Annotated in this window: 27 protein-coding genes; 3 read left to right on the forward strand and 24 right to left on the reverse strand. The window is 56.0% G+C overall.

Annotation, left to right across the window (positions count from 1 at the left end):
* Nucleotides 1-4 precede the first annotated feature (4 nt).
* Genes GF423_RS11670 through GF423_RS11700 form a run of 7 tightly spaced genes read right to left on the reverse strand, consistent with a single transcriptional unit; the run spans nt 5 to nt 4315 of the window.
* Entirely contained in the window at nt 5-370 is a 366-nt protein-coding gene (locus tag GF423_RS11670) for an ApeI family dehydratase (protein ID WP_154538252.1), read from the reverse strand.
* On the reverse strand, nt 354-872 hold the full coding sequence (locus tag GF423_RS11675) for a hypothetical protein (protein ID WP_154328526.1): 519 nt from the start codon (nt 870-872) through the stop codon (nt 354-356). Before GF423_RS11675 ends, GF423_RS11670 begins: the two co-directional genes overlap by 17 nt.
* Entirely contained in the window at nt 847-1488 is a 642-nt protein-coding gene (gene lolA2, locus GF423_RS11680; protein WP_235911675.1) for a flexirubin biosynthesis/transport protein LolA2, read from the reverse strand. Before lolA2 ends, GF423_RS11675 begins: the two co-directional genes overlap by 26 nt.
* 25 nt (nt 1489-1513) lie before the next feature.
* Nucleotides 1514-1864, reverse strand: coding sequence for an SMR family transporter (locus GF423_RS11685; protein ID WP_154328527.1), 351 nt, complete (start codon nt 1862-1864; stop codon nt 1514-1516).
* On the reverse strand, nt 1861-2802 hold the full coding sequence (locus tag GF423_RS11690; protein ID WP_154328528.1) for a beta-ketoacyl synthase chain length factor: 942 nt from the start codon (nt 2800-2802) through the stop codon (nt 1861-1863). Before GF423_RS11690 ends, GF423_RS11685 begins: the two co-directional genes overlap by 4 nt.
* Nucleotides 2786-4006, reverse strand: coding sequence for a beta-ketoacyl-[acyl-carrier-protein] synthase family protein (locus tag GF423_RS11695; protein ID WP_154328529.1), 1221 nt, complete (start codon nt 4004-4006; stop codon nt 2786-2788). Before GF423_RS11695 ends, GF423_RS11690 begins: the two co-directional genes overlap by 17 nt.
* 51 nt (nt 4007-4057) lie before the next feature.
* Nucleotides 4058-4315 (reverse strand): phosphopantetheine-binding protein, encoded by a 258-nt coding sequence (locus GF423_RS11700; protein WP_154328530.1) that lies wholly within the window; start codon nt 4313-4315, stop codon nt 4058-4060.
* A gap of 303 nt (nt 4316-4618) precedes the next feature.
* Here GF423_RS11700 and GF423_RS11705 point away from each other — a divergent pair, with 303 nt between their 5' ends.
* Nucleotides 4619-5161: a hypothetical protein gene (locus tag GF423_RS11705; RefSeq protein WP_154328531.1), complete on the forward strand. Its 543-nt coding sequence runs from the start codon at nt 4619-4621 to the stop codon at nt 5159-5161.
* Nucleotides 5162-5250: 89 nt separating this feature from the next.
* Here the strand turns inward: GF423_RS11705 and GF423_RS11710 are convergent, their stop codons facing one another.
* From GF423_RS11710 to GF423_RS11765, 12 genes are all read right to left on the reverse strand, one after another.
* Nucleotides 5251-5847 carry a hypothetical protein gene (locus GF423_RS11710; RefSeq protein ID WP_235911674.1) on the reverse strand — a complete coding sequence of 199 codons (597 nt, stop codon included), beginning with the start codon at nt 5845-5847 and terminating at the stop codon, nt 5251-5253.
* Nucleotides 5835-7064 carry a beta-ketoacyl-[acyl-carrier-protein] synthase family protein gene (locus tag GF423_RS11715; protein ID WP_235911673.1) on the reverse strand — a complete coding sequence of 410 codons (1230 nt, stop codon included), beginning with the start codon at nt 7062-7064 and terminating at the stop codon, nt 5835-5837. The genes GF423_RS11710 and GF423_RS11715 overlap by 13 nt, the downstream gene beginning before the upstream one ends.
* Nucleotides 7034-7474: an acyl-CoA thioesterase gene (locus GF423_RS11720; RefSeq protein WP_154328532.1), complete on the reverse strand. Its 441-nt coding sequence runs from the start codon at nt 7472-7474 to the stop codon at nt 7034-7036. The genes GF423_RS11715 and GF423_RS11720 overlap by 31 nt, the downstream gene beginning before the upstream one ends.
* 3 nt (nt 7475-7477) lie before the next feature.
* Nucleotides 7478-7921, reverse strand: coding sequence for a hotdog family protein (locus tag GF423_RS11725; protein WP_154329050.1), 444 nt, complete (start codon nt 7919-7921; stop codon nt 7478-7480).
* On the reverse strand, nt 7918-8799 hold the full coding sequence (locus GF423_RS11730; RefSeq protein WP_154328533.1) for a lysophospholipid acyltransferase family protein: 882 nt from the start codon (nt 8797-8799) through the stop codon (nt 7918-7920). The genes GF423_RS11725 and GF423_RS11730 overlap by 4 nt, the downstream gene beginning before the upstream one ends.
* A 45-nt stretch (nt 8800-8844) precedes the next feature.
* Complete coding sequence (locus GF423_RS11735) at nt 8845-9093, reverse strand: acyl carrier protein (RefSeq protein ID WP_154328534.1); 249 nt, start codon at nt 9091-9093, stop codon at nt 8845-8847.
* Between the two features lie 54 nt (nt 9094-9147).
* Nucleotides 9148-10242, reverse strand: coding sequence for a FlxJ family methyltransferase (locus tag GF423_RS11740; protein WP_154328535.1), 1095 nt, complete (start codon nt 10240-10242; stop codon nt 9148-9150).
* Nucleotides 10239-11471, reverse strand: coding sequence for a beta-ketoacyl-[acyl-carrier-protein] synthase family protein (locus GF423_RS11745; RefSeq protein WP_154328536.1), 1233 nt, complete (start codon nt 11469-11471; stop codon nt 10239-10241). Before GF423_RS11745 ends, GF423_RS11740 begins: the two co-directional genes overlap by 4 nt.
* A gap of 23 nt (nt 11472-11494) precedes the next feature.
* Nucleotides 11495-12223, reverse strand: coding sequence for a flexirubin biosynthesis SDR family reductase FlxB (gene flxB, locus GF423_RS11750; protein WP_154328537.1), 729 nt, complete (start codon nt 12221-12223; stop codon nt 11495-11497).
* Nucleotides 12224-12390: 167 nt separating this feature from the next.
* On the reverse strand, nt 12391-12750 hold the full coding sequence (locus tag GF423_RS11755) for a nitrous oxide-stimulated promoter family protein (RefSeq protein WP_154328538.1): 360 nt from the start codon (nt 12748-12750) through the stop codon (nt 12391-12393).
* 21 nt (nt 12751-12771) lie between these two features.
* Nucleotides 12772-14316 carry a flexirubin biosynthesis tyrosine ammonia-lyase FlxA gene (gene flxA, locus GF423_RS11760; RefSeq protein ID WP_154329051.1) on the reverse strand — a complete coding sequence of 515 codons (1545 nt, stop codon included), beginning with the start codon at nt 14314-14316 and terminating at the stop codon, nt 12772-12774.
* A 60-nt stretch (nt 14317-14376) separates the two neighbouring features.
* The gene (locus GF423_RS11765; protein WP_154328539.1) at nt 14377-15303 is read right to left on the reverse strand and encodes an RluA family pseudouridine synthase; all 927 of its coding nucleotides are present in this window, start codon (nt 15301-15303) and stop codon (nt 14377-14379) included.
* A gap of 198 nt (nt 15304-15501) precedes the next feature.
* Here GF423_RS11765 and GF423_RS11770 point away from each other — a divergent pair, with 198 nt between their 5' ends.
* Nucleotides 15502-17190, forward strand: coding sequence for a hypothetical protein (locus GF423_RS11770; RefSeq protein ID WP_154328540.1), 1689 nt, complete (start codon nt 15502-15504; stop codon nt 17188-17190).
* Between the two features lie 42 nt (nt 17191-17232).
* Here GF423_RS11770 and GF423_RS11775 read toward each other — a convergent pair whose 3' ends face one another.
* From GF423_RS11775 to GF423_RS11795, 5 genes are all read right to left on the reverse strand, one after another.
* Complete coding sequence (locus GF423_RS11775; RefSeq protein WP_206113253.1) at nt 17233-18111, reverse strand: transporter substrate-binding domain-containing protein; 879 nt, start codon at nt 18109-18111, stop codon at nt 17233-17235.
* Nucleotides 18112-18130: 19 nt separating this feature from the next.
* Nucleotides 18131-18859 carry a RadC family protein gene (gene radC / locus GF423_RS11780; RefSeq protein WP_154328542.1) on the reverse strand — a complete coding sequence of 243 codons (729 nt, stop codon included), beginning with the start codon at nt 18857-18859 and terminating at the stop codon, nt 18131-18133.
* Nucleotides 18860-18877: 18 nt separating this feature from the next.
* A complete protein-coding gene (locus GF423_RS11785; protein WP_154328543.1) occupies nt 18878-19876 on the reverse strand; it encodes a glycosyltransferase in 999 nt (332 codons plus the stop codon).
* Nucleotides 19877-19895: 19 nt separating this feature from the next.
* Nucleotides 19896-21581, reverse strand: coding sequence for an endonuclease (locus GF423_RS11790; protein WP_154328544.1), 1686 nt, complete (start codon nt 21579-21581; stop codon nt 19896-19898).
* 383 nt (nt 21582-21964) lie between these two features.
* On the reverse strand, nt 21965-23161 hold the full coding sequence (locus GF423_RS11795; RefSeq protein ID WP_154328545.1) for a pyridoxal phosphate-dependent aminotransferase: 1197 nt from the start codon (nt 23159-23161) through the stop codon (nt 21965-21967).
* A gap of 339 nt (nt 23162-23500) precedes the next feature.
* Between GF423_RS11795 and GF423_RS11800 the strand changes: the two genes are divergently transcribed.
* Nucleotides 23501-24061, forward strand: a complete 561-nt coding sequence (locus GF423_RS11800; RefSeq protein WP_154328546.1) for an RNA polymerase sigma factor — start codon at nt 23501-23503, stop codon at nt 24059-24061.
* The last annotated feature ends 83 nt before the right edge of the window (nt 24062-24144 follow it).

The raw sequence follows: 24144 nt of genomic DNA on the forward strand, positions 1-24144 counted from the left end.
GGCCTTACCGGTGAGTATAGAGAATTGAAAACTTGGTGAACACCTGCGACTGTTGACCTGTGATTTCGCCCCTCGCTCTTGTGAGGCCTGAAGTCTCTTGGTCGATGTGCAAGAAGTTGATTGTGACTTGCGGGTCGTCGATGGGCGATATGGGAATTATGAATTTCAGGTTCTTCACCTGCGAGAGCCGAAGCTGCACGCCCAGCTTGCGCTCAAGAAGCTCGGTCACAATTTTAATGATGCACACCCCAGGCGTGATGGGTTTGACTGGAAAGTGAGCTTTGTAGATGACATGCTCGCGATTGAGCCCTATGGTCACTGCGTTGCCAGTGTCGTCAAGTATCGTGAAAAAGTCATTCAGCAGTGTCATTGGTTGTCTCATTGTTTTGCCGGTCACTCTCCTGCAACTGCGGGTCACACTCGATGGGAGTGAACGTGTAGGTTATCTTGTATTTCACGTTGGTGAGGCACAGGCCTCGGTCCTCGGTCATGACAAGCTCGTAATTTCCGCTCTTGGTGCCAGCTGTGGCAGTAGTGGCGTTGAACAGAAACTTGATGTCGCTCTTGAGCACACGTCGCACATACCACTTGTCGATCATGGGCATGAGCTGCGACAAGCTCACTTGCTGCCGGTCGGGACTCACTGCAAAGGCAAGGGCTTTGATGCCAAACTCGTTGACGAGCATGCCCTTGATGCTGTCGTTCACATTTTTCACAATGGCTATGCCCGTGATGGTGGCACCTCTTGCGGTCATGTCGAAGCGATACTCGACGCGGCCTGAGTGGGGCACATCGATCACATAGTCCTTTTGGGCCGCGGTGCCAAAGACGGCTGTGAGCAGCAGACTAACGAACAGTAAACACCGAGCCATTGATGTAGCTGTTGGTTTTCACATGTTTCAAGTCGATGATGGTGTTGTCGCCATTTCTCTCGGTCATCACCACCCTCGACACCATCGACCGGGCTGCGTTGAAGTGCAAGCTTATGAGTTTGAACATTTTCTTCATCTTGCCCGTTTTGGGAGTGAGTTGTGCCACATAGTTGCCACCGTCGAGATACATGCCGACCTTGAAGTCGCGGTTGTTGCTCAAGCTCTTGCCTGTGACGCTGCTCATCATGATGCGCGCTATGCTTTGAAACACGCTGCTGCTCGAGGCGTTGACCTGGGTTGTGCGTTTGCCCGATTTCATGGTCACCCGGCCGTTGTTGACCACAAAAATGTAGCTGTAGGGCGAGGTGTACTCCCAACGCAGCTGTCCGGCGCTGGTGTAGTACATGTGCCCGCGCGACACCATCTTGTCGTTGAGAAACGACATCGTCTTGGTTTGCACAAATGTGCAAGTCGCTGTCTTGATGCTTGCGGCCGCACGGTCGATGCGGGCGATCATAGCCTTGCTTTGCGCCGGGGAGGCTTTCTTGAGTTGGGCCTGAGCCCCAGTGCACACTGCAAGCACCCATAATAGTAGTATTGCAATTGTTTTTTTCATTGAAACCTTGCTTTTTGTCTTGTTTTCATTGTACAATCAGGAGGCATCCACCCATGATTAGCCCCACGCCTATCCAGTGCGACACTGCAATGTGCTCATGGAAGAACACCATGGCAGCCAGCATGCCAAATACGTAGCTCAGCGAGATCAGCGGGTAGGCCTGGCTCAAAGGGAAATGCTTGATGATATACATCCACAGCACGGTGGCAGTCGTGAAGCACACACCGCAGCCCAGCCACCACCAGTTGGTGAGTTGCGACTGGATGAAACGCCACGACCAGCTCAAGGGTCCCATGGCGTTGAGTGCACACTTGAGCAGCACCTGCCCTGCAGCCAGGCACAGGCATTCCAATACCGATGTGAGTAACAGTTTCATCGTGCAAGTCTAATGATTGAAGCGTTTTTGCCCTCGATGTTCACAACCAGAGCGCTGCCCATGTGTTGCTGTTGCAACATGCAGGCTGCCGCCATGGTGCCAAAGGCCGAGGCCGTGTCGCTGTCGCCAAAGATGCTCTTGTAGCTCATGATGGGCACACCTAACCGCTTCAAGAAATCATATTGTTGTGTGTCGATGCCGTTGGTGCCTGTCCACACGACATCGGGAGATCCCACCTTGTCGGCTATGGGAGTGTCGTGGTAGAGCTCGACGCTCTCGACCCTGCACAAGGCATTGCAGGCATTTCTCGACACTACCATCGAGACCGAGCCTTCGCTCATCGTTGTTTGCCCTGGCCTTCCTGCAAGACCGGCTTGCAGGAGAATGCGGCTTGCTGCAGGCGTGAGCTCGTCGTTGCAGCTCACCAGTGTGTTGCTCACCGAGCCCCGCTCGAGTTGCATGAAGGCATCGAGCAAAGCCCAGTCAAAGGAATGGCCGTTGTGGGAATAGGTGGCATTGTAGCCGTGGCAATGAGTATAAATGGCGATGAGCGACCCAGTCGTGTTGTGGGTCGACTGCATGAAGTGGGTGGGCTGGTTGGCCGTTTCGCCTTCGGCAACGAGGGCTTGAATGAAGCTCTCGGTATCGGCCATGCAGCCACGTCCGGTTCCGCTTATCACTGCATCGGGTACCGTAATCCCGGCATCGCCCAATGCCCTCGTCGAGGTCACCACCGCCCGCTTGAGTATCTTGCCCCAGCGGCGCGACTTGAGCGGGTTGGGCCATTGCCTGAACTCGGGGTCGATGGCTGGCGTGCAGGGCGTGGTGGGCACGACAGGATTTTGCATCCACTCGCGGGAGAGTGGCTGCTGCATCGAGATGTGGGCCACGCTGTTGATATATACCTTGTTGCTCATTGCCTCACACTTTTTTTCCATATTTTGAAATCACAATCGAGCTGTCGTTGCCTCCAAACCCGAAAGCGTTGCACATGATGTGCTCAATCGCCTTGGTGGGCGTTGCACTGGTCACTGGTCGCAATCCATCTCGCATGGGCTTTGCCCAATTGAGGTTGACGGGCAGAAACTGGTGCTCGAGTGCCATGATGCAGAAAGCGGCCTCAATCGCCCCCGAGGCACTGGTCGTGTGCCCCGTGAAGGGCTTGGTCGACGAGAAGGGTGGCACCTGGCTGCCGAACACCCGCCGCAGCGCCTCGCACTCGCTGGCGTCGTTGTTGGGAGTGCCGGTGCCGTGAGCATTGATGTAGTCGATGTCGCTGGGTTGCAGCCGGGCTGTTTTCAGCGCTTCGCTCATAGCCAGGAAGGCACCTTCGCCATTGCTGCTCGAGGCCGTCTGGTGAAAGGCGTCGCAACGATTGCCTGCGCCCGAGAGCACGGCAAGCGGCCTGCAACCGCGATCCAGCGCATGGCGCTCACACTCGAGTACAAGATAGGCTGCTCCCTCACCCAGGTTGAGGCCGGCACGTGTGTCGTCAAATGGCCGGCATGGCTCCTGGTCGAGAATCATGAGCGACTTGAACCCGTTCAGGTGATAGCGCGTGAGGCTCTCGCTGCCGCCAGCCACAACCACCTGTGCCCGATGGCTCTCGATGAGCTTGGCTCCCAGTTGAATGGCATTCATGGCCGACGAGCAAGCGGTCGACAACGTGGTGACCAGGTTGAACTGCCCAGGGAAACACTCGGCAATGCCCTCGGTGCTTGTGCCGCAACTGTGTGTGGCAATATACTTGCAACGGTCGGCATTGTGATTGCAGTCGTCGTAGCAGTCCTCGATTTGGTCCATGTCGCCCACGGTTGTGCCCGAGAGCAACGCGGCCCTGTCGCAGTCTCGCAGGCGGGCACTGTGCAGTGCTTCGTCAACGGCAATGGCACCCATGAGCGATGTGCGCGACAGCGCGCCCAAGCTGGTGCTGCGGCACGACGGCGAGGCCTCCAGTTGCTGAATCATTTCCTCGCAAGAGAGCTTCACCTCGCCCACAGGAAACTCGTGGTGCACGCTGCGCAGGTAGCGCATGGGCGCTATGCCCGAGCGATGCTGCTGTAGCGCGTCGAGGCACTCACTGGCATTGTTGCCAATTGCCGAAATCACGCCCATGCCTGTGATGACAATTCTCTCTCTCATGATTACTCTTCCTGGTCGTTGCACATTGCCGGCGTTGCCTGCTGCCGCGGCTCACTTCGTTCTATGCTTTGACACAAAATCGGCAAGAACGTTTATCGACTTGAAAATTTCTTTTCCCTTTTTAGGGTCGCTCAAGCGCAGGCCGTAGTTCTTCTCGAGCAGTACAATCAGCTCAAGAGCGTCGATCGAGTCCAGTCCCAGCCCTTCGCCGAAGAGCGGGCTGTCGTTGTCGATATCGGCTGGCTCGATTTCTTCAAGATTCAACGCCTCGATGATTTGCCTTTTCAATTGTTCTTTTAAATCTTCCATAACAAAACGTTTGAAGCTACAAATTTACTCATTTTAATCGTTATCGTGTGTTATTGTACCCAAAAATACTTTTACCCACGCAACAAAGCTGTGACTTGCAACCAGCCGTCGCCCTTGCTGCTGCGCCTGCAAGTTTGGGCTCAAATGTGTGTTTGCTATGCACAGGAATGTGCATTTTTCTTTGAAATGTGGTTCTTTATGTTTATCTTTGAGCTGAAAATGTGTGCTGTTTTAAACTGAAGACTCGTTTTACAGTCACAATAAAGTAACGATGAGTATTATTTAACACTAAAGATGATGATTATGAAAAAATTGGTATTGCTCTTGATTGTCGCATTGGCCTTGGGCGCGTCGTCGGCTCAAGCTGTGACGGGTAAGCGCTTGCCCCGCAAGGCACGCAAGGTTGCGGTTGCAGCAGTCAAGTATAACTACACCGGCACCTATGAGAACTCCTTTGCCGACTACGAGGGAAATCCTGTGACTACCTATTTGGCTATCAACTACGACGCCTCGACGGGCGAGGCCACGGGTGAATATAAAAACGACGAGGGCGAGGTGATTCCCATCGTGGGCAAGGTGGAGGGCGGCAAGCTGAAATGCCACCAGGCCGACCCCAATGCCGACTTGCTCAATCAGGTTGACCTCACGCTTCACTTCTACGACAACAACCGGCTCAAGGTGGATGAGATAAGCGGCGCTTTCAAGCGCACTTCGAGCGAGTATACGGCCATCGAGATGCGGGCTCCAGAGCAGGCCGAGTCGTCGGCCCCAAGCAAGAGCTTGCAAGAGGCAGGCGAAGAGGTGAAGAAGGCTGCCGCCGCAGGTCAGCCCGAGCCCACGCGTTGAGCCTCGACAGGTTTTCTTTAAAAAGTATTTCAATGCCCGCAGCGGTTATGTGGCCAGTGTGCCACACAGCGTTGCGGGCTTGCTGTGCTTCATGCACTGGTGTTGTAGAGCTTGGCCAGTGTGGCGGCATCAAAGTCGGGGTCGCCCTTGCGTGTCACGACCACGAGCGCGTCGTAGTGGTCGCGGTCGGTGCAATCGAGCCAGCCCGTGATGGCGCTGCTCGTGACGGGATCTTGAAACAAGTGGGTGGTACCCTCCACGATCACTTGTGGGTCAAATGCCGGCAGCACGCCGAACATCGTCTCGCCGTAGTACTTGTTGCGTATCGCTATTTCTCCTGTCACGATGTTGGGCAGGGTGTAGACAAATATTGCCGGGCTCGGATAGTAGTTGGCCGTGTCGTCGATAGTGTGCTGGTACTCGGCATCGTCGCATAGCGAACCCGTGCGGTTGTAGAATACCACAGCGCGGTCTTCGCAGTCGGTCTTGCGTGGCGTTTCGAGTTGGAGCAGCAGCTCGCTTGCCACAAAGCCCAGGCGGCACAGTCCGTCCATCTTGAAAAATTTGGGATAACCGCCTATGTGCTTGCGGTACACCTCTTTCAACAATTCGCCTCCAGCGCTGTGTGTGTCGATTGTGTGATTGTCGACAATGATGTGGTGTGGTGTTATTCTCACCCAGTGCATGACGTTTCTCCTTCCTTTGTGTTATTATGCTGTTGCGATGTTTCGTCGGCAATTTTCTTGTAGAGAATGGCGGCATTGCAGCCTCCAAATCCCGATAGCAGTTTCACAAACTCCTGCTTGGCAGTGTAGCGGTTCTCGTTGCTCACCTTCACAGGATGCGACACGCCCAGGTGCTCAAAGCCGCGTGTGGCCAGCACGGTATGGTCGTCGATACTGTGCATCGACAGCACAGCTTCGAGCACACCGGCTGCACCCATGGTGTGGCCATAATAGCCTTTCATTGTGTTGACAGGGACGTCGATCAGGCCCGCGCGATCGATAGCTATCGACTCCATCTCGTCGTTGTAGAGGGTCGACGTGCCATGGCAGTTGACCATGGCGATCTTGTTCAAGTCCTGGCCCTGCAGCACTGCACGCAAGGCGCGGTAGCTGCCCTCGCCGGTGCGTGATGGCCCCGAAATGTGATTGGCATCGTTGCGAATGGCGCCACGAGCCGCCGTCCACAGTCCATGGGCCTGAGCGGTGCGCTTGTAGATAATAGTTGCTGCGGCCTCGCCCAGATTCAACCCACAGCGGTCGCGGTCGAAAGGTTTGCACGCTACTGGCGACAATGCATGGAACGACTGGAACCCCGAAACGATGAAGCGCGACTGCACGTCGGCTCCCGTCACCACGGCACAGTCGTAACGGCCACTTTCCAGGGCGCGCATGGCAACGATTTGGGCACACAAGCCCGAGATGCAGGCGTTGGACACTGTGATGGGCGTGTTGGGGTTCCCCAGCAGGCGGGCAATCTTGCGCGCTGTCACGCCCAGCAGCACGCTCTGCCCTGGGCAGCGAGGACTGCGTGAGTCGAGCAACTCCACATTGCCCTTGGTGCTGGAAAACACCAGCAGCACGCGGGGCGAGGCTATGTCGATGCCGGCAGTGGCAAGTGCTCCTGTGATGGCAAGCAGGCACAGCTGTTCAAAACGGGTGCATTGCGCCCCGCTGGCCAGCCCGTTGGCAATTGAGAGAAAGTGGCTGTGCACTTGATCCCAGTCCATGAGAGAGGCTGTGAAAGGCTGGGGCACATCGTGCCATCCCGAGTAGGTCGTGAGCATTGATTTCCCCGCTTTCACGGCCTCGTAGTTTTCGCCTGTGCCGTAGCCCAAGGGCGACACAATACAGTCGCCTATCTTGGCAATCATTTCTCCTGTATCCATTTCTTCTTCCATTGTGCGTAAAATGGCGGATTGGTCCACATGAGCTGGTAGTTGCGGTCGAGAAACACCTGCACCGTGTGCCCGGTAGCATAGAGCTCGTTGGTGTCCTGGTCGCGTATTTGATAGTCGAAAATCAACTTGGCAGCGTCGCAGGGCCTGTAGTAGATGTCGATGCGGGGACGGGTGCCCCGGCGCATGGCACGTTCATACTTGAAGGAGAGCTCCACCAGCGGTGCATAGCAGCCGTTGGCATAGATGCTGTCGTAGCCTATGCCGTATTTCTTGCCAAATGCCTCGCGGGCGTCTTCAAAATAAAGGGAATAGGCTCCGTGCCACACAAATTGCATGGAGTCGACCTCGCTGAAACGTATTTCCAGGTTCTTTGAGGCCATGAGGGTGTTGCTGTGTATGCTTTGTGCCATAGTCTATTTCATTTCACTGTCGGTCACGGCTATTTTCATTTCGCCCGAAGCTATTGTCTCGCCACCTGTTGTGATTGTGGCCTCGACCAGGGTGAGGCCCATGATTTCTTCTTTTACCTTGATTGTCGTGGTGAGTATCTCGCCCACACGCGGGCAACGGTTCACCACCATGCCGTGTATGGCGCCTATGAATCCCAGTTGGATGGGCCGGTTTAGCAGGTACTTGTTGGTAAAACCGAGTCGGGCTGCACAGGTCTGTGCCATGTTTTCGGCCAGCGCACAGCCGTTGAGCAGGCCTTGCTCTGCAAAGATGTTGTCTTCTCTCACGGTGAATCGCGTGGTGGTGCTCGTTGTGTCGCAGTGCACAAGCCGGTCGATCATTACGAAGGGATCTTGCTGGGGCAGGAGCTCGTGCACGTCGATGTTGTTGAAGTTGTAGTCGGTCATTTCCAGAAATCGTAGTAGTTGAACCACTGGTGCGGATAGCGCTTGAGTGTGGCCTCAAGGTTGCGGGCATAGGCCTGGGCCAGCGATTGCATCTTGTCTTTGGGTTTTACAGCATCGCTGGATGGAGCAATCTCGGCAATGATGATGCGGTAGCGCTTCACGTTATCCTTCATCACCTGCACAGCGAGCACGGGCAGGTCGCGTTGCACAGCGAGCGCAAAAGGCCCCAGCGGGAACTTGGCCTTGGCACCCATGAAATCGCATTTTAAATACCGGGGAGATCCCAGGATGCGGTCGGCTGGTATGCTTAAAATCTCCCCGTTGTCCAGGGCGTTGCTCATCATGAAAAGGTGCGACATGTCGTCGCTCACAGGGATCATGGCGATGTTGTTTTTCTCAAGCTCTTTCTTCCTGTTTTGCATGATGGTGATGGCTTCGCCGCTATATACCAGGGCGTTGAGTCGCTTGAGCCTGGCACTCAGCGTGTAGCCGGCAATCTCGTAGTTGCCGGTGTGGGAACTCAGTATCAAGAAGCTGCCTTCCTTGTGCTCCAGCTCTCGGTAGCGTTCATAGTGCTCCAGCGTGAAGTCGAAAGAGCCCCCCGAGTACATGTAGAAGCGGTCGATGATGACCTGCCCGAAGCGGTAGTGGTTTTTCCCTACTGCAACAAAGGCTTTTACCCGGTTGTAGCCCAGCCGTTGCCTGAAGTAGCGGTACTGGGCCAGGTAGCCCTTGTGCCCGAAAAGCATGCAGCATGGCACTACGGCCACGGCAAGCCCTGCATAGATGAACCGCAGATTCATGACCTTGAACGATGCAATGAGCATGCGGTGCATCCAGGGTGTGCCCTTGGTGTTGCCTTTCCACTGGCGTTCCATGACTTGATGAGTGTTCTTGACCGAGGCGACAGGTGCCGGCGCCTTTTACTGGTGATTGACTTTGCTCTCGATGTAGTCGCAAAATTGTTGCAGGGTGGCGACACCGGCCATTTCTTCGGGCTTTATCTTGAAGCCGAACTGTTTCTCGACAATGACCACGATGTCGACATAGTCAAGGCTGTCGATGCCCAGGTCGTCTTTCAATTTTGCCCCCGGGGCAATCTTGTCTTCATCTATTTCAAGATCCTCGATGAGAAAATGCTTTACTTTTTCTTCTATTTCTTTTCTTTCCATATTTTATGCTATTGTGTTGTTGGTTCTATTTCTTGTTTTCCTGCTGCAAGGGGCTCATGGCTTGCTGCACACCACGATGCTGTGCCCTTGTCCCAGGTTGTCGTGCACATCCTCTATTTTGAGGCCGGCTTGGCCTATGAGCCTTGCCAAGTCGTCGCTGTGCATCATCTTGCTGTTGCCGTTGGCCATGGCAGTGAAGTAGAGGCTCACTTGAGTGAGACAGAAGGCGGCTGGCTCGTAGCGCTGCCTGTCCCACAATGTCTCCATGATGTAGAGGCGGCTGTGCTCGTCCATCACCTTGGCAGCTCGGCCCAGTATGCTCACTATCTGGTCTTCGGCAAAGCAGTCCAGAAACTGGCTCATCCACACTGCATCAAAGTGCGGCTCGGTTGGGAACTGAGCTTCAGGGTCGAGCAAGTCGATGCCGTGGCCGTGCAGTCGGGAGGCTTCGGCAAGGCCTTGGGTCGCCTCGCGCATCATCTCGATTTGCTGTGGCAGGTCGAGAACGGTGACGTTGATTGCAGGGTCATGCTTCAGGCAGCGCACTGCCCACCGCCCGGTGTTGCCCCCCACGTCGCACAGCGTCTTGGGCTTGCGTTCAAACACGATGTTGAGTGCCTCGTCAAATGCGCTGTCGCTGTAGAAGTGGTCAAAGGCCAGCCAGCTCTGACGGGCATGGCGGGGTAGCTGCGAGAGACCCTCGTAGATTGTAGGCCAGTTGCCCAGAGCTTTCAGCCCTGCCGGTTTGCCCTCGTTCAACGCCTGCTCCAGGCGAAACATGCCCTCGTAGTTCACATCGTTGTTAAAGTCGATGTTGACGCGGGTGGCCGGGTCGTTGATGAGAAACCAGCCTGTCTTTGCGAGCCTGAAACGGTTGCTGTCTTTGTCGACAAGCACTGTGCCTATTGTGAGCGATGCCTCGACAAGCACTTGCACGGCATAGTGGGTCATGCCCTTGGCGGCAGCAATCTCGTCGATGGTGAGACCCGTGTCGCTGTCGCGCAGCAGTTGGAGTATGCCCAACTTGAGCATGAGTCTCGACACTTGAAACACGATGGGGCCAAAGGCGATGAACTCGGCCATGCGCTGGGCATCGCGTGCCGAGAGTTGCTCGCGGGTGTAGCAGTCGAGTGCAGGAGAAAGATTCATTGTTTCGCTATTTTTTTCAACACGAGTGCGCTGTTGGTACCGCCGAACCCGAAGGAATTGCTCAGCACCGTGTCGACCTGGGTGTCGACAGTGGCAGTAGCGAGATTCAACGGCTCGCTATACTCGTCGGGATTTTCAAAATTGATGTTGGGCGCCACAAAGTTGTGTTGCATCATGAGCAGCGAGTACACGGCCTCGCTGGCTCCGGCCATCCAGCACTCATGGCCCGTCATCGACTTGGTGCTCGACACGAGTGCATGCGTGCCGTTGAAAATGTGGTCGATGGCCAGGGCTTCGATCATGTCGCCTTGCGGGGTGCTTGTGGCATGGGCATTGATATAGTCGATGTCGTCGGGACTTGCCATGGCATCGCGCAGGGCACGGCTCATAGCTGTCACCGAGCCTGAGTCGCTGGGCTGCTGTATGCCGCCGCCGTTCGACGAGAAACCGTAGCCTGCCACTTCGGCAATGATGTTGGCTCCCCGGGCCAGGGCGCTGTCGTAGTCTTCAAGCACAAGTGCGGCAGCACCGCCGCTGGGCACGAGGCCGTCGCGGTCGCGGTCAAAAGGCCGCGAAGCCTGTTGCGGCTGCTCGATGCGCTTCGAAAAGGCATTGAGGGCGTCGAACGATGCCATGGCGTGGTAATTCACCTCCTGGGCGCCTCCGCACAAGATGCGGTCTTGCAGCCCCTGCTTGATGAGCAGGTAGGCCAGGCCTATTGCGTGCGAGCCGCTGGCGCAGGCCGCGCTCACGGTGAAGTTGATGCCTCGCAGGTGGAAAATCGTGCTCAAGTTCATGTTCACGGTCGAGTTCATCGACTGGAACACAAGTGCCGACCCTATCATGGCCGAGTCGTGCTTCTCGTCCATGATTTTGGCTGTTTCTATCACTGGCCGTGACGAGGAGTCGTTGCCGAAGATGACGCCCACCTCGTGGTGCAAGAGAAAGTCGGTGTCGATGCCAGCGCCCTGAAAGGCCTCGAGCGAGGCCATATAGGCATACTCGGCCTCCTGTGGCATCCCTATGCGTTGCCGTCGGCTCAGTTTTCCTTTGAGTTCAGGCTCGGGCACAATGCCTGTGAGGGGCGATTGGTAGCCATAGGTGATGCGGTCGTGGTCGATGCCTATGCCCGATTTGCCTGCATAGAGCGCATCTTTTACCTCATTCAAACTGGTGCCCAGGCACGACCATATTCCCATGCCGGTTATTACTACCCGTCTATTGTTCATGTACTTGTGTTATTATTTTTGTTTTATGTGTAAAGTCCACCGTTTATCGAAATCACTTGGCCGGTGATATAGGCTGCCTTGTCGCTGGCCAGGAAAGCCACAAGCTGGGCCACTTCGTCGGGCTTGCCAAAGCGCTTCATGGGTATCATCTGCTTGAGCGAGTCCTCGTCGAGGTCTTTGGTCATGTCGGTCTCAATGAAACCAGGTGCGACGGCGTTGACTGTCACCTTGCGCGGTGCCACTTCCTGTGACAGTGCCTTGGTAGCGCCTATCAAGGCCGCTTTGGCTGCCGAGTAGTTGGTCTGGCCGGGCAGGCCTTTCAAGCCCGAGAGCGAGGCGATGTTGATCACGCGGCCGCTCCGGTGGGTGAGCATGTCTTTGAGCAGGCGGCGCGTGAGGTAGAAAAAACCGTTGAGCGTGGTGTCGAGCACGCTGTGCCACTCCTCGTTCTGCATGAATATCATGAGATTGTCGTGGCGCACGCCCGCGTTGTTGACCAGCACCGAGATGAAGTTGTCGGGGTGAGCGGCTGTCCACTTGGCCACGGCGTCCTCAATCGCGCCAGGGCTCGACACGTCAAATGGCAACAGCTCGCAGCGGCCGCCTTGCGACTCGATTTCTTGAGCCACAGCACGAGCAGCCTCATGGTTGCTGTGATAGTTGATCACAACGACGTGGCCCTGCTGGGCAAGAGCAAGCGCGATGGCACGCCCTATGCCGCGAGAAGCTCCTGTTACTAGTGCATATTTCATTGTGCTTGCGTTCAAGTTTTACTACAAATTGCAAATTTACTATTTTTTTGTCGCCTGCTGGCTATCATTCTGCCAAATGGGCACTTGTGCTGTGTTAATAATAATAAAAAGAGGCTGCGGCAGTCGTTGTGTCTTGCATCTCTCTCTGGGCGCAACGGCGGTGTGTGTCATTTGCTTGCTTCGTTACCGTTGCGGGCTTTCTGTGGGTGTGGTGAGCCCCATAAGCGGGTTTTGAGAGTCTGGCACAAGTGCCTGAGCACGCCCCTGGGCGAGTAGAGTATCATCCGGGGGCCTGCCCAGCGCATCACCATTTTTATGCGTTGGCGCTCAGTGGGAGCGTAGCAGTGTATGGGGCAATCCTTGCACGCAGGTTTGGCCTCGCCGTAGCGGCAGTGTTCCAGCCGGTTGCAGGCATACTGGGCCAGGCGCATGAACTCCTGTCGCGATGCGTCGTCGTTGCAGCGATGGCGGGCGTAGATTGTTATCATCTTGCGCAATATGTACTTGTCGTGTTCGATGCGTTGCATGGCGGCTGTAGACTTTTGTTACTATTGTGCTTGGATGTCCTTGATGGGGTCGTGTGACTTGAGATACTGCTCTATGCTGTCGATTTCGCGGTAAAACGGTGTGTCGTCTACAGTCTTGGGGCACCTCTCTCTAACCTCGTCATAGGTCTTGCGGTTGGCCGGTGCCAGCTGGGCGGCAATGTCGAGGCAGTCGGTGGCTTGGGCCAGCGCGATGTAGAGTATTGCCATCACCTGGCAGCAGTTCTCAATCACTCGCTTGGTGAGCAACGCCGTGTTGGTTCCCATCGACACGATGTCTTGATTGTCGTTGTTGTTGGGAATGGAGTGTACATAGTTGGGCATGGCCAGCGTTTGGCACTCGGCCGTGGTCGATGTGGCGGTAAACTGGCAAGCTTGCATGCCGTAGTTGAGCCCCAGCGTGCCCATGTTGAGGAAGGGCGGCAGGATGCCGTTGATGCGGTCGTGCATCAGGTAGTTGAGTTGCCGCTCGGCAGTCATGGCCAGCCTCACCAGTGCGATTTTCACCTTGTCCTGTTCCAGCGATATGTAGTCGCCGTGGAAGTTGCCGCCGTGCAGCACATCGCCTGCGACGGGGTCGACGATGGGATTGTCGCAGGCCGAGTTGAGCTCTTCCTCGAGCACGCGGCGCGAGCAGGCAAGTGTCTCGGCTATGGGGCCCAGTATCTGTGGGGTGCATCGCAGCGAGTAGTAGGCTTGCACCTTGTGCTCAAAGGTCGTGGTATCGCGGTGGCTGCTGTCGTAGAGCTCGTGCTGGCGTTTCCTCAGGCACTGGCTCCCTTGTGCCAGCTTGCGCATGCAGCGGGCCACATGTTGTTGCCCCTCGTGCCGTCGGGCCGCATTGAGCTCCTCGCTCATCATGTCGTCGTAGGACGATGCTATCTCGTTTATCCACACTGCCGCAGCAATGCTCCAGTCGAGCAGCCGCTCGGCCATGAACTGGTTGACTATGCCTATTCCAGTCATCACCGAGGTGCCATTGGTGAGCGAAAGCCCTTCTCTTATGTGTATTTGTAACGGTTGCAGGCCATTGATGCGCAACACCTCGCCGGCGTCGCGCCACTGGCCCTTGTAGTGCACTTGCCCCTCGCCTATGAGCGTGAGCGCCATGTGGGCCAGTTGCACGAGGTCGCCGCTCGCACCCACCGAGCCATGCTCGGGAATGAAAGGAAAAATGCCGCGGTTGATGAATTGCACCAGCAGGCGCACGGCGTCGGGGTGCACGCCCGAGCGTGCTTGCAGCAGCGTGCCTGCACGTGCTATCATGGCTGCTTTCACGCACGTGTCGTCGAGTGGTGCGCCTGCACCAGTGGCGTGGCTGCGTATGATGTTGTATTGCAGGTCTTTGAGATGCTTGTCGTCGACACGCCATTGCGCCATGGGGCCAAAACCGGTGTTGATGCCATAGATCACCTTATCGGCTGCAAATTTCTTTAAAAATTCATAGCACGCTTCCACATCGTCGAGCGGTAGCGAGGCCATGTCGATGGTTTTGCCCGAATACAGGATGCTGCTCACATCCTCAAGAGAGAATACAGGGGTTTGCATAGTTTGCATGTGTTGAAAAAGTTTATTCTTGTCGGCTGCTGGCGAGGCACATTGAGGGCGTCAATGCCTGAAAAACGATAGAAAATAGCTGGGAAACGGCGTCTCGAAGCTCAAGGGCTCGTGTGTGCGCGGCTGGTAGAAGGCCAGTCTGAAGGCATGCAGGCACAACCGGCGTGCATGGTCGGTCGTGCTGCCATACTTGTAGTCGCCCACGATGGGGTGGTGCAGCACCTGCATGTGAACGCGTATCTGGTTTTTCCGGCCCGTGTGCAAGTGGAGTTCAATCAGGGCAAATGCATCGTTCTGCTCGATGAGTCGCCAGTCGGTGCTTGCCCATTTGCCGCCATTGTTGGTGCGGCTGCTCACGATTTTCAGGCTTGGAGTGTCTTTTAGCCAGCTCTCGATGTGGCCGTGGTCTTTCTCCATGGGACCTTCAACCACTGCTACATAGCGCCGGTCGATCACCGTCTTGTGCCAGTCGGCCGTCATGAGCTGTTGGGCCTCGACGCTCTTGGCATACACCATGAGCCCGCTGGTGCGCGTGTCGAGGCGGTGCACCACATGGGCGTGACAGCGCTGGTGGGTCTCAATGAAATAGCGGTCGAGCAGGTCCTTCATGTTCAGACTGTTGCGCCCCACTCCCATCGAGAGCACCTCGTCGGCCTTGTCGACGACAATCACGTCGTCGTCTTCATACACGATGTTGAAGTACTTGCCAAAGTCGAAGCGTGTGCGCGTCTCCGGCCCCGGGTGCTTGCTTATCTCGACCAGCATGTCGGGCACGACTTGGAAATCGTGACGCGTCTGCACCTGGTGGTCCACCATCACGCCGCCACCGCTCAAGATGGCTTTGGCCTTGTTGCGGCTTATGCCGTCGAGTTTCTTCATCACAAAGTCGAGCAGCCCCATGTTCTCTCGAGAGAGAAACTGGGTGAACTTGGTGTCGACGCGGGGAACTCCGCCCTTGTGTTGCCTGTTGCGATACATGATGCTGCAAAGGTAGCAAAAAATGTTGACACTCAGCCAGCCTCGACCTATACGATTTGGACGACCTCACAAGGCTCCCGTCGCCAAGTTGGGATTGAAGCTATGTTGCCCTCTATATTGAAATGTTGTGACACGATTTTGGGAATCGTTGGTAATATTATTTTTTGTCACTAACTTTGCACACTAATTTTTCTGACAATGGCACCAATACGCAAGACAAAGAAAACAAAGTGGGAGCAGTCGGCTACCGAGAAGGCACTCCTCTCGTTTTTTGACCTGTACAATTGCAAGTTTACGACACATGACTTCGATGGCGGCAAGTTCAGGAACTACAGCTTTGTGTTCCAGGGCGGACACTTTGTGGCCCGCTTGTTTCGCGACACCGAGGGCGTTGAGGTGATATTTCCTTGCATTGCCGAGGGGGAGATGGGCTACTACACCATGGTGCTCTCTTTGTGCAACCGGTTCAACCGGCTGAGTCTGCGCTACAAGTTCAGCTACGAGCTCGACGACGACAAAAAAATGGTGACGGTGCACATGTCGTTTTTTGCCGAGACCGTCGATGCCTTGACGTTTGAAGACAACCTGCAGCACATCTTTGCCGACGCCCGTGCCTTTGGCGAGGCTTTCGACCAGGAGCTGGGCATGGCCAAGCGCGACAATGGTGCCGACCTGGGACACGCATTTGCCGCCGACGAGCGCGAGACCTTTTTGCTGCGGCACATGGAGTTCAGCAGCCAGAGTGCTCAATTCCAGTTCCGCCCCAACGATGTTGAGCATCTCACCGTTGGGCAGCTGGTCGACAACTTGCTCGACCGCGCCCCGCTCGTTTTCACCAGGCTGCAGGTGTTGACGGGCACGCTCAATGAGATTACCGACAGAGAAGCCATCGAGAACTTTGACCTGTCGACCGCATTGATCGACGGTACAGGCAGCCAGGCTAAGTTTGCTTGCGACAGCGCCGTTGTTGTGCTGCATTACATCACCCCGGGTGTTGCTGGCGAGACCGAGCGCACAATCACCTTCATGTTGAGAAACGAGGGCAGCGACGGCGACACGCTCTACTATCGCATCAATGTGCTTGTGGAGCCTCGCGACACGAGCCTGCGCAACGCACTGGACTCGGCCAGCGACGACGTGATGCCGTCGACGATTACTTTGCTTGTTGCACGCGACCTCACCTCCACGCTCAAGAAGCGCCAAGAGTTTGACTACATGTGGAAAGATGCTGCTATCAAGCTCAAGGAGGGCAAGGAGAGCGAGCTCAGCGAGACGCAAAAGTTTGTGGCCGATGTCAAGAAGCCCGATATTGCCTTCAACATGTATTGGGGCCATGAGTGCATGTGCCGCGAGCGCTATTACGAGGCCGTGCTCTATTTCAAGAATGCCTACAACGCGATGCGGCTCAACTATTTCGCTATGGACAAGAAGTCGAAGAGCATGTTCTACGGGCTGTGCTACTTCATAGGCTTCGGCTATTGCGAGTTGGGCCTCTATGAAAAGGCCTACTACTATCTCGACCTGGTGGGCGACATGGGCAAGATCGACTTCACGAGTGAGTTTATCAACGTCATGGCCAATGCCGGCGACCTGCGTGTGTTTCAGTTCATCGAGGATATCATGGGCGACATCAAGGAGGAGTATGACCAAGACGAGGAGCTGCCCGAGCGTGTGCAGCGTTTTGTCGATTTCATGCGCCGCCGGCGTGCCTTCTCATTGATCACCTTCGGCGAGCTCGACGTGGCCGAGAGCGAGTTTAAGCAGATGCTCAACGAGCCCGAAAACCGTGACTATGCTATCGATGAGCTGGCCTTTATCCAGCACAAGCGCGACAGCCGTCGGGCTGCCGGGGGTGACCATGTGCCTGGCAAGCAGCCCGAGCAGTAGCCGCCGCAACAATACACATAGTCTTTTTTTTTCAACAAAAAATCACCCGTTGTGCTGCATGGGCGCGGCTTGCATTGTTGTGCTCATGCTGCCGGCCCGTAGCCTGTCGTAGTCGCCGCTGGCCTTGAGCCTCCTGAGCCAGCTGTTGAAGAAGGCTTGCAGGCTGCGGTTGCCGGCCCGCAGCACCCAGCACTGAAACTGGGTGAAGCTGATGGCGGTGCCCACGTCGACCTTGCCGCGATAGCTGCGTGCCAGGGCTCGGGCAATGCTCTCGTTGACGACGGCATATTTCACTTCGCCCGAGGCCACCTTCAGGAAGAGCTGCTCGGGCCCATACTGCCTGTCGCTGGCCACAACGATGGTGTCGCCTATCTCACGGCTCAGCCCCGCCACGCGGTCGGCCATGGGCGAGCCGCTCACCACCCACACGGTGTCGCCGGCCAGGTCGAGCTGCGACTTGATGGCAACTTGCCCCGAGGGCAGCACCCGCTGCACGAGCACCTGCTTGTCGAGCATGACAGGGTCGGTGAAGAGAAACCGCGCTTTGTTCTCGCTGGTGACCGGATACTCGGCGGCAACGAGGTCGTAGTAGCCCTTGTTGAGGGCTTGCAGGGCCGAGGCAAGGGTCACGATGGGGTGAAACTTCATGGGTCGCTTGCTGCGCAAGGCTATCGTGTGCAGCAGCTCGTAGTGAAATCCGACCAGGCTGTCGCCGCGCTTGTAGTAGAAAGTGGGGGAGTAGGCGATGGCAATGTCGAGCGTGTCGCCGCCGCTGTGATGCGTGCCGGCTGTGGCTGGCTGTTGCACAGGGCTCGACGTGCTGCAACGGTGCAGCGCGTACATGCAGGCTATTGCCACTGCAAGCAGTGCAATGAGGATGCCCGCGTTGCCATGTCGTGTCTTGCTGGCTTGCTTTAGCATGATGTTGTGTGAGTTGAAGTTATAGTCGGTTTTTGTCGCAATAGCTGTAGTAGCGGTCCTGGCACACGATGATGTGGTCGACAAGCGGGATGCCCACAGCCTGGCACCCGGCAGCCACCTTTCGCGTGAGAGCATCGTCTTGGGGGCTGGGCGTGGGGTTGTCGCTCGGGTGGTTGTGTGCTATGATGATAGTGTCGGCCAGCTCCTCGATGGCCGCCTTCAATATCATCTTCACATCGCCCACGGTGGCGCTGGTGCCGCCCTGGCTCATGCACTTGAGCCCCAGCACATGCTTGGAGCGGTTGAGAAACACCACCCACAGTTGCTCGTTGGTGTTGTCTTTCATGCGCATGCGCAGGTAGCGATAGGCATCGTCGCTCGATGTGATTTGGGGCCGTTGCTCCACCTTTTCTATCTGGTAGCGGCGTGCAAGCTCGAGGGCTGCTTCAAGCTCGAGGGCCTTGACCTCGCCTATGCCTTTGTAGTTTCTCATCAGCTCCTTGTAGCCCCGTCGGGCAATGTTGTAGAGCTTGCCGCCATTGTCGTTCAAGATGCGCTGGCACAGGTCGACCACGCTCTCGCCCGGCGAGCCGCTGCCCACGATGATGGCAAAGAGCTCGGCTATCGATAGCGCTGCAAATCCTGAGCGCTTGGCTTTCTCGCGCGGTCGGTCGTCGGGGGCCATGTGCACCTTGAGGGTGCGTGTGCCTATGAGGCTGGTGTTGTCGTCGACTTGTTGCTGTTGCATGGCACAGGTGTTTTTATTTTATTTTCCCTTGCGCAGGGCTATTTCCTCGTCGATGTTGCGGCCGTGCCTAAGCATGATTTTCCACACATAGGCCTTGATGAAGCCGCAGCCGTAGCTGCCCAGCTGTATCAGGCTTGTCACAACGGCAAGGCAGGCGATTTTCAAGCTCCTGGTCGAGACGGCGGCGCTCACCCACAGCATGGCGATGTAGAGTGCCAGGGGCAGCACGCACCACCAGTGCCAGGCGATGGCCAGCACAATGAGCAGCGCGCTTCCTGCCACAAACACTGCGGGCAGCGTGTGCACCAGCTTCAACGAGTCGGGATAGAGCAGCTTCAAGGTGATGCGCGACATGCCGAACACGTAGGTTTGCCGGGCAAACGACCGCAGCGTGTTGCGCCGCTTGTGATACACATAGCAGTCGCGAAACAGCGTGATCGAGAAGCCGGCCTTGCGTATGCGGGTGCTCATGTCGATGTCCTCGCTGAACATCTCGCGAAAGCCGCCCACCGTTTCCCACACCTTGCGGCTGTAGCCCATGTTGAACGAGCGGGGCACAAACTTCTCGAGCTGCACCTTGCCGCCGCGTATTCCGCCTGTGGTGAGAAAGGCCGTCATCGAGAAGCTTATGGCCTTCTGCGTGTCGTTGAAGTCGTTGCTGGCAGCATCGGGGCCGCCGAAGCAGTCTACTGGCTTTTGGGCCAGCTCGTGCTTGAGTGTCTTGAAGTAGTCGGCAGGAATCACGCAATCGCTGTCGAAGAAGATGAAGTACTGCCCACGGGCGCGCTCGATGCCGTAGTTGCGGGCTATGCTGCGGCCCTCGTTTTCCTTCCAATAGTAGCGGCAGTCGACCGCACCTGTGTATTTCTCCACAATGTCTTGGCAGCGTTCGGTAGAGCCGTCTTCGACGATAATCGCCTCAAAGTCCTTGTCGCTTTGCCCGGCAAGGCTCTGCATGAGGTCGCTCACCTCGCTGCGACGGTTGTATACAGGTACGATTACTGAAAAATAGGGCATGTCTCGATATTTAACTTGTTTAGCGTATTACGATTTTGCTTGCCTGCCTGCTGGTTGCTGTGGTCATGATGTAGACGCCTTCGGGCAGGATGATTGCGTCATCGTTGCACAGGTTGGCGATGGTCCTCACCAGCTGTCCTGCGGTGTTGTAGATGCGTGCCTGGCCCAGCGGCTCGCTGCATTTCACAACCACGCCGCCGTCGATGTGCAGCAGTGCCAGCGGCTTGTCGGCATTCACGCCGGTCACGCCGTTCACGTCGAGGGTGATGACGTTGCTTGCAGCCGAGGTGTAGCCCAGACGCAATGTTTGCACATAGTAGGTGTGCTTCTCCCCGGCCTTGCGGTCGTTGAACGGGTAACTCGTCTGGTCGGGCGTCATGGTGTAGGTCTCGCTCGAAGTGAGGTTGCCGTTGCCGTCATACACGGTGCGCGTGAGCAGGTAGCTGTCGATCGTGTCGGGGCTGGCCTCCCAGTTGGCTACATAGCTCGAGTCGGTGATGTCGGTGGCCGGGAGGGCTTTCACGGCGCTCAGGCTGGGCACGGGCAGGCAAGTGGCGGCAAGTTCCACCCCTATGCTTCCTGTGAGGCCGCCGTCGCTCAGCAGCAGTTTGGCCTTGTGGCTGCCCAGCGCGGTGGGAGCATAGGTCACTGTGAGCGGATATCCCTCGCTGCTGTTCGCTGCATCGCGGGGTATCTTGGTCACATTGGTCGAAAACATCTCATAGTTGTAGCGGTAGAGTTGCACGCTCAAGTCGTTGGTCAGGTTCTTGCCCTTGATGTAGACGGTGTAGTCGATGCTCTTGCCCAGTGCAACCTCGCCGAAGTCGAGCGAGGTGCCCTGCGTGGGCGTGATGAGCTCGGGCTTGCTGGTCGTGCCGCCGCCGCCACCTGTGGTGTCGTTCGCATTGAACACCTGGCCAGCCTTGTTGCCCCATATGTACTCGGCAAGCTGCGGAAGGTCGATAAAGGGGTTGCGATTGTTCTGTATCTTGTACACGGCATCGTTGCGGCTGGTCTCCTTGTCGCTCACAGGATCGTTGCGGCTCCACTTCATGAGCATGGCAATCGACCAGTCGTTGAGCGTTTTCCACGTGCTGTTGTTCACCATGTAGGTGTATTTCCAGGTGTAGTCTTGGTAGCAGGTGGCCATGTAGAAATAGGTGCGTGCAAAGTCGCCCTTGTAGCGGTCGTCGGGCTCAAATACAGTGCCGCTGCCGCCGCCCTCGCCGCTCACTGGCGTGCCCACCTTGCTCACGCCGTTGTCGAACGTTGCGCTCGACACCTCGCCCAGCGGATGGTTGCTCTTGGCCAGATTGGCAGGCCCGTCGCTGGGATACAGGTGGTTGAGGTCGGTATAGGCATCGACCACCGCGCCGCCCCACCAGCTCTTGGGGAAGGAGTGCTCGCGGTTCATGCCTTTCACGGCCGAGCCACTGCCGTTGTAGTAATAGGCGTTGTCGCTATACATGTCCCACACGCGGCTGTCGTTGTCGGGCATGTGGTCGGTCGAGGGGAAGTAGTACCACAGCGAGTTGTAGGTGACCACCGTGTGAGGTGCTATCAGGTTGTGCACGGCGTCTTTGAGCGCTTGTCCGCTCAAGCCGTTGAGCGATTTGTAGTAGCCTGCCGGTGCCGAGGCACTGGCGTTGAACCGCAGCAGGACCACCGTGGCTGCTATCGTGAGGCAGTAGAATATTTTTCTCATATTGGAGTTTTTTTGTATTGTTCTCTGTGCGAATGGCAAAGTTATGAAAAATAACCGAGACTATGTCGCTTTGCATTGCAAAATCTACCCCCAGGCACATGGCTACTCTCAACTGGCCAGTGCAAAATTAGCGATTTGCCGGAAGAAAACATTCATTGGCACGTTTCACTACTCTCTTGTAAAAAGCAAAAAGCAATTACATGTAAGCCCAGAATGCGGAAAAACGCTTTCATGTTCTATACTGATTCCGAATTTTGCGTTTATGCAACTGCTGGCACGAGGGCGACTGGATGCGAGGGCGCCGCGACACAAAAAAGCCCCCCGCTGCATACTTCTTCTTTTACCAGCGGTGGGGGCTTTGTTGTTATGGCGTGTGCGTGTGGCTATCGACGGCTGCCATAGGCCTCGAGGGCTTTCTCGAGGAGCAAGACTGCGCGCTTCATGTCTTCGATTTTGAGCACGTAGGCGATGCGCACCTGGTTCTTGCCGGCGCCGGGAGTCACATAGAAGCCCGCGGCAGGGGCCATCATCAGGGTTTCGCCCTCGTAGCTGAAACTGGTGAGGCACCACTTGCAGAAGTCCTCGGCATCGTCGACGGGCAACTGAGCCATGGTGTAGAAGGCTCCCTTGGGCATGGGCGAGTACACGCCTGGTATCTTGTTGAGTCCCTCGACGAGCACGTTGCGGCGGGCTACATACTCATCGTAGGTGTGCTTGAAGTAGGATGCAGGGGCTTGCAGCGAGGCCTCGGCCACGATTTGGCCCAGCAGTGGCGGGCTCAGTCGGGCCTGGCACAGCTTCATGATGGCACCGCGCACGGCAGCGTTCCTGGTCACAACGGCGCCTATGCGTATTCCACACTCGCTGTAGCGCTTCGACACCGAGTCGATGAGGATTGTGTTGTCGTCGATGCCCTCGAGATTCATGGCGCTGAAGTAGGGCGTGCCTGTGTACACATACTCGCGGTACACCTCGTCGCTGAAGAGGTAGAGGTCATATTTCTTCACCAGGTCGCGCAGTTGCATGAGCTCTTGCTTGGAATATACCGAGCCGGTGGGGTTGTTGGGGTTGCATATCATGATGGCCCGTGTCTTGGGCGTGATGAGCTTCTCAAACTCCTCGATGCCAGGCAGGCTGAAACCGTCTTCGATCTTGGTGGTGATGGTGCGCACCACGCAGCCCACACTCTTGGCAAAGGTCATATAGTTGGCATACACAGGCTCGGGGATGATCACCTCGTCGCCAGGGTTCAATGTCGACAGGAAGGAGAAGAAAATGGCCTCGCTGCCGCCTGTGGTGACGATGATGTCGTCGGGCGTGATGTTGATGTTGTACTGGGCGTAGTAGTGCACCAGCTTTTCACGATAGCTGGCAAAGCCCTGCGAGGGCGAGTACTCGAGCACTGTGCGTGTCACGTGCTTGAGCGCGTCGAGCCCCTCCTGCGGGCTGGGCAGGTCGGGTTGACCGATGTTGAGATGGTACACCTTTATCCCGCGCTGCTTGGCAGCGCTTGCCAGGGGAGCCAACTTGCGGATGGGTGACTCCTGCATGTTGAGAGTGCGTTGAGATAATTGTGGCATGTTTTGCGTTAATAAAGTTGTATTTATTAGAAGTTATTTAGTTGTTATGTTTTGTGCATTCAAGCACCTTTTTATGTCGATTTTCTGTATATTAGCGATGGTTGCCAGCCCCTTCACGACAGCTGGCCGTCACTAGATGCGGGTGTAAAGTACGCAAAAATTCTCGACACGGCCAAGCGATACAATCAAAATATTTTCACTTGCCCGAAACACTTCATGCTCGTTGCGTTGGCGTGCTGCACCAAGCAGGCGTGTAAACACAAAAAAATGCATAAAATCGAGACAAAGTTGGCCCCGGTGCTTCAAAAATAGAAAATAATGGAGTAACTTTGCCAAACTATGACATCTAAGTATATCTACGACGAGGAAAGGATCATCGACGAGTTGCACCATCAGTCCACTGTGCGACAGGCCTTCGGCCGGGTGATTGAGCACTACTCTCAACCGCTCTACTGGCAGATACGCCGCATGGTCATCGACCACGACGATGCCAACGATGTGCTCCAGAACACCTTTATCAAGGCCTGGCAGAGCATTGATAATTTCCGCGGCGACGCCAAGCTCTCTACTTGGCTCTACAAGATAGCCATCAACGAGAGTATCACTTTCATCAACAAGAAAAAAGCGCTCAACAACGTCTCGATCGACGATGACGACTCTTTCTTGGTCAACAACCTCGAGGCCGACAAGTACTTCGACGGCGACCAGGCCCAGCAGCGACTGCAGCTGGCCATTGCCAAGCTGCCCGAGAAGCAGCGGCTCGTGTTCAACATGCGCTACTACGACGAGATGAAGTATGAAGACATGAGCGAAATTCTGGGCACTTCGGTAGGGGCGCTCAAAGCTTCTTACCATCATGCAGTTAAGAAAATCGAGGCTTTTTTTTCTGAGAGTGATTAAACTTTTGTTGCTTTCTCAAGTCACATTATCGCAATGAAAAAAGAAGATTCTGAAATATTAAAGAAGTTGGGTAAAAATCCGGG

The organism is Sodaliphilus pleomorphus (assembly GCF_009676955.1).
Taxonomy (GTDB): Bacteria; Bacteroidota; Bacteroidia; order Bacteroidales; family Muribaculaceae; genus Sodaliphilus; species Sodaliphilus pleomorphus.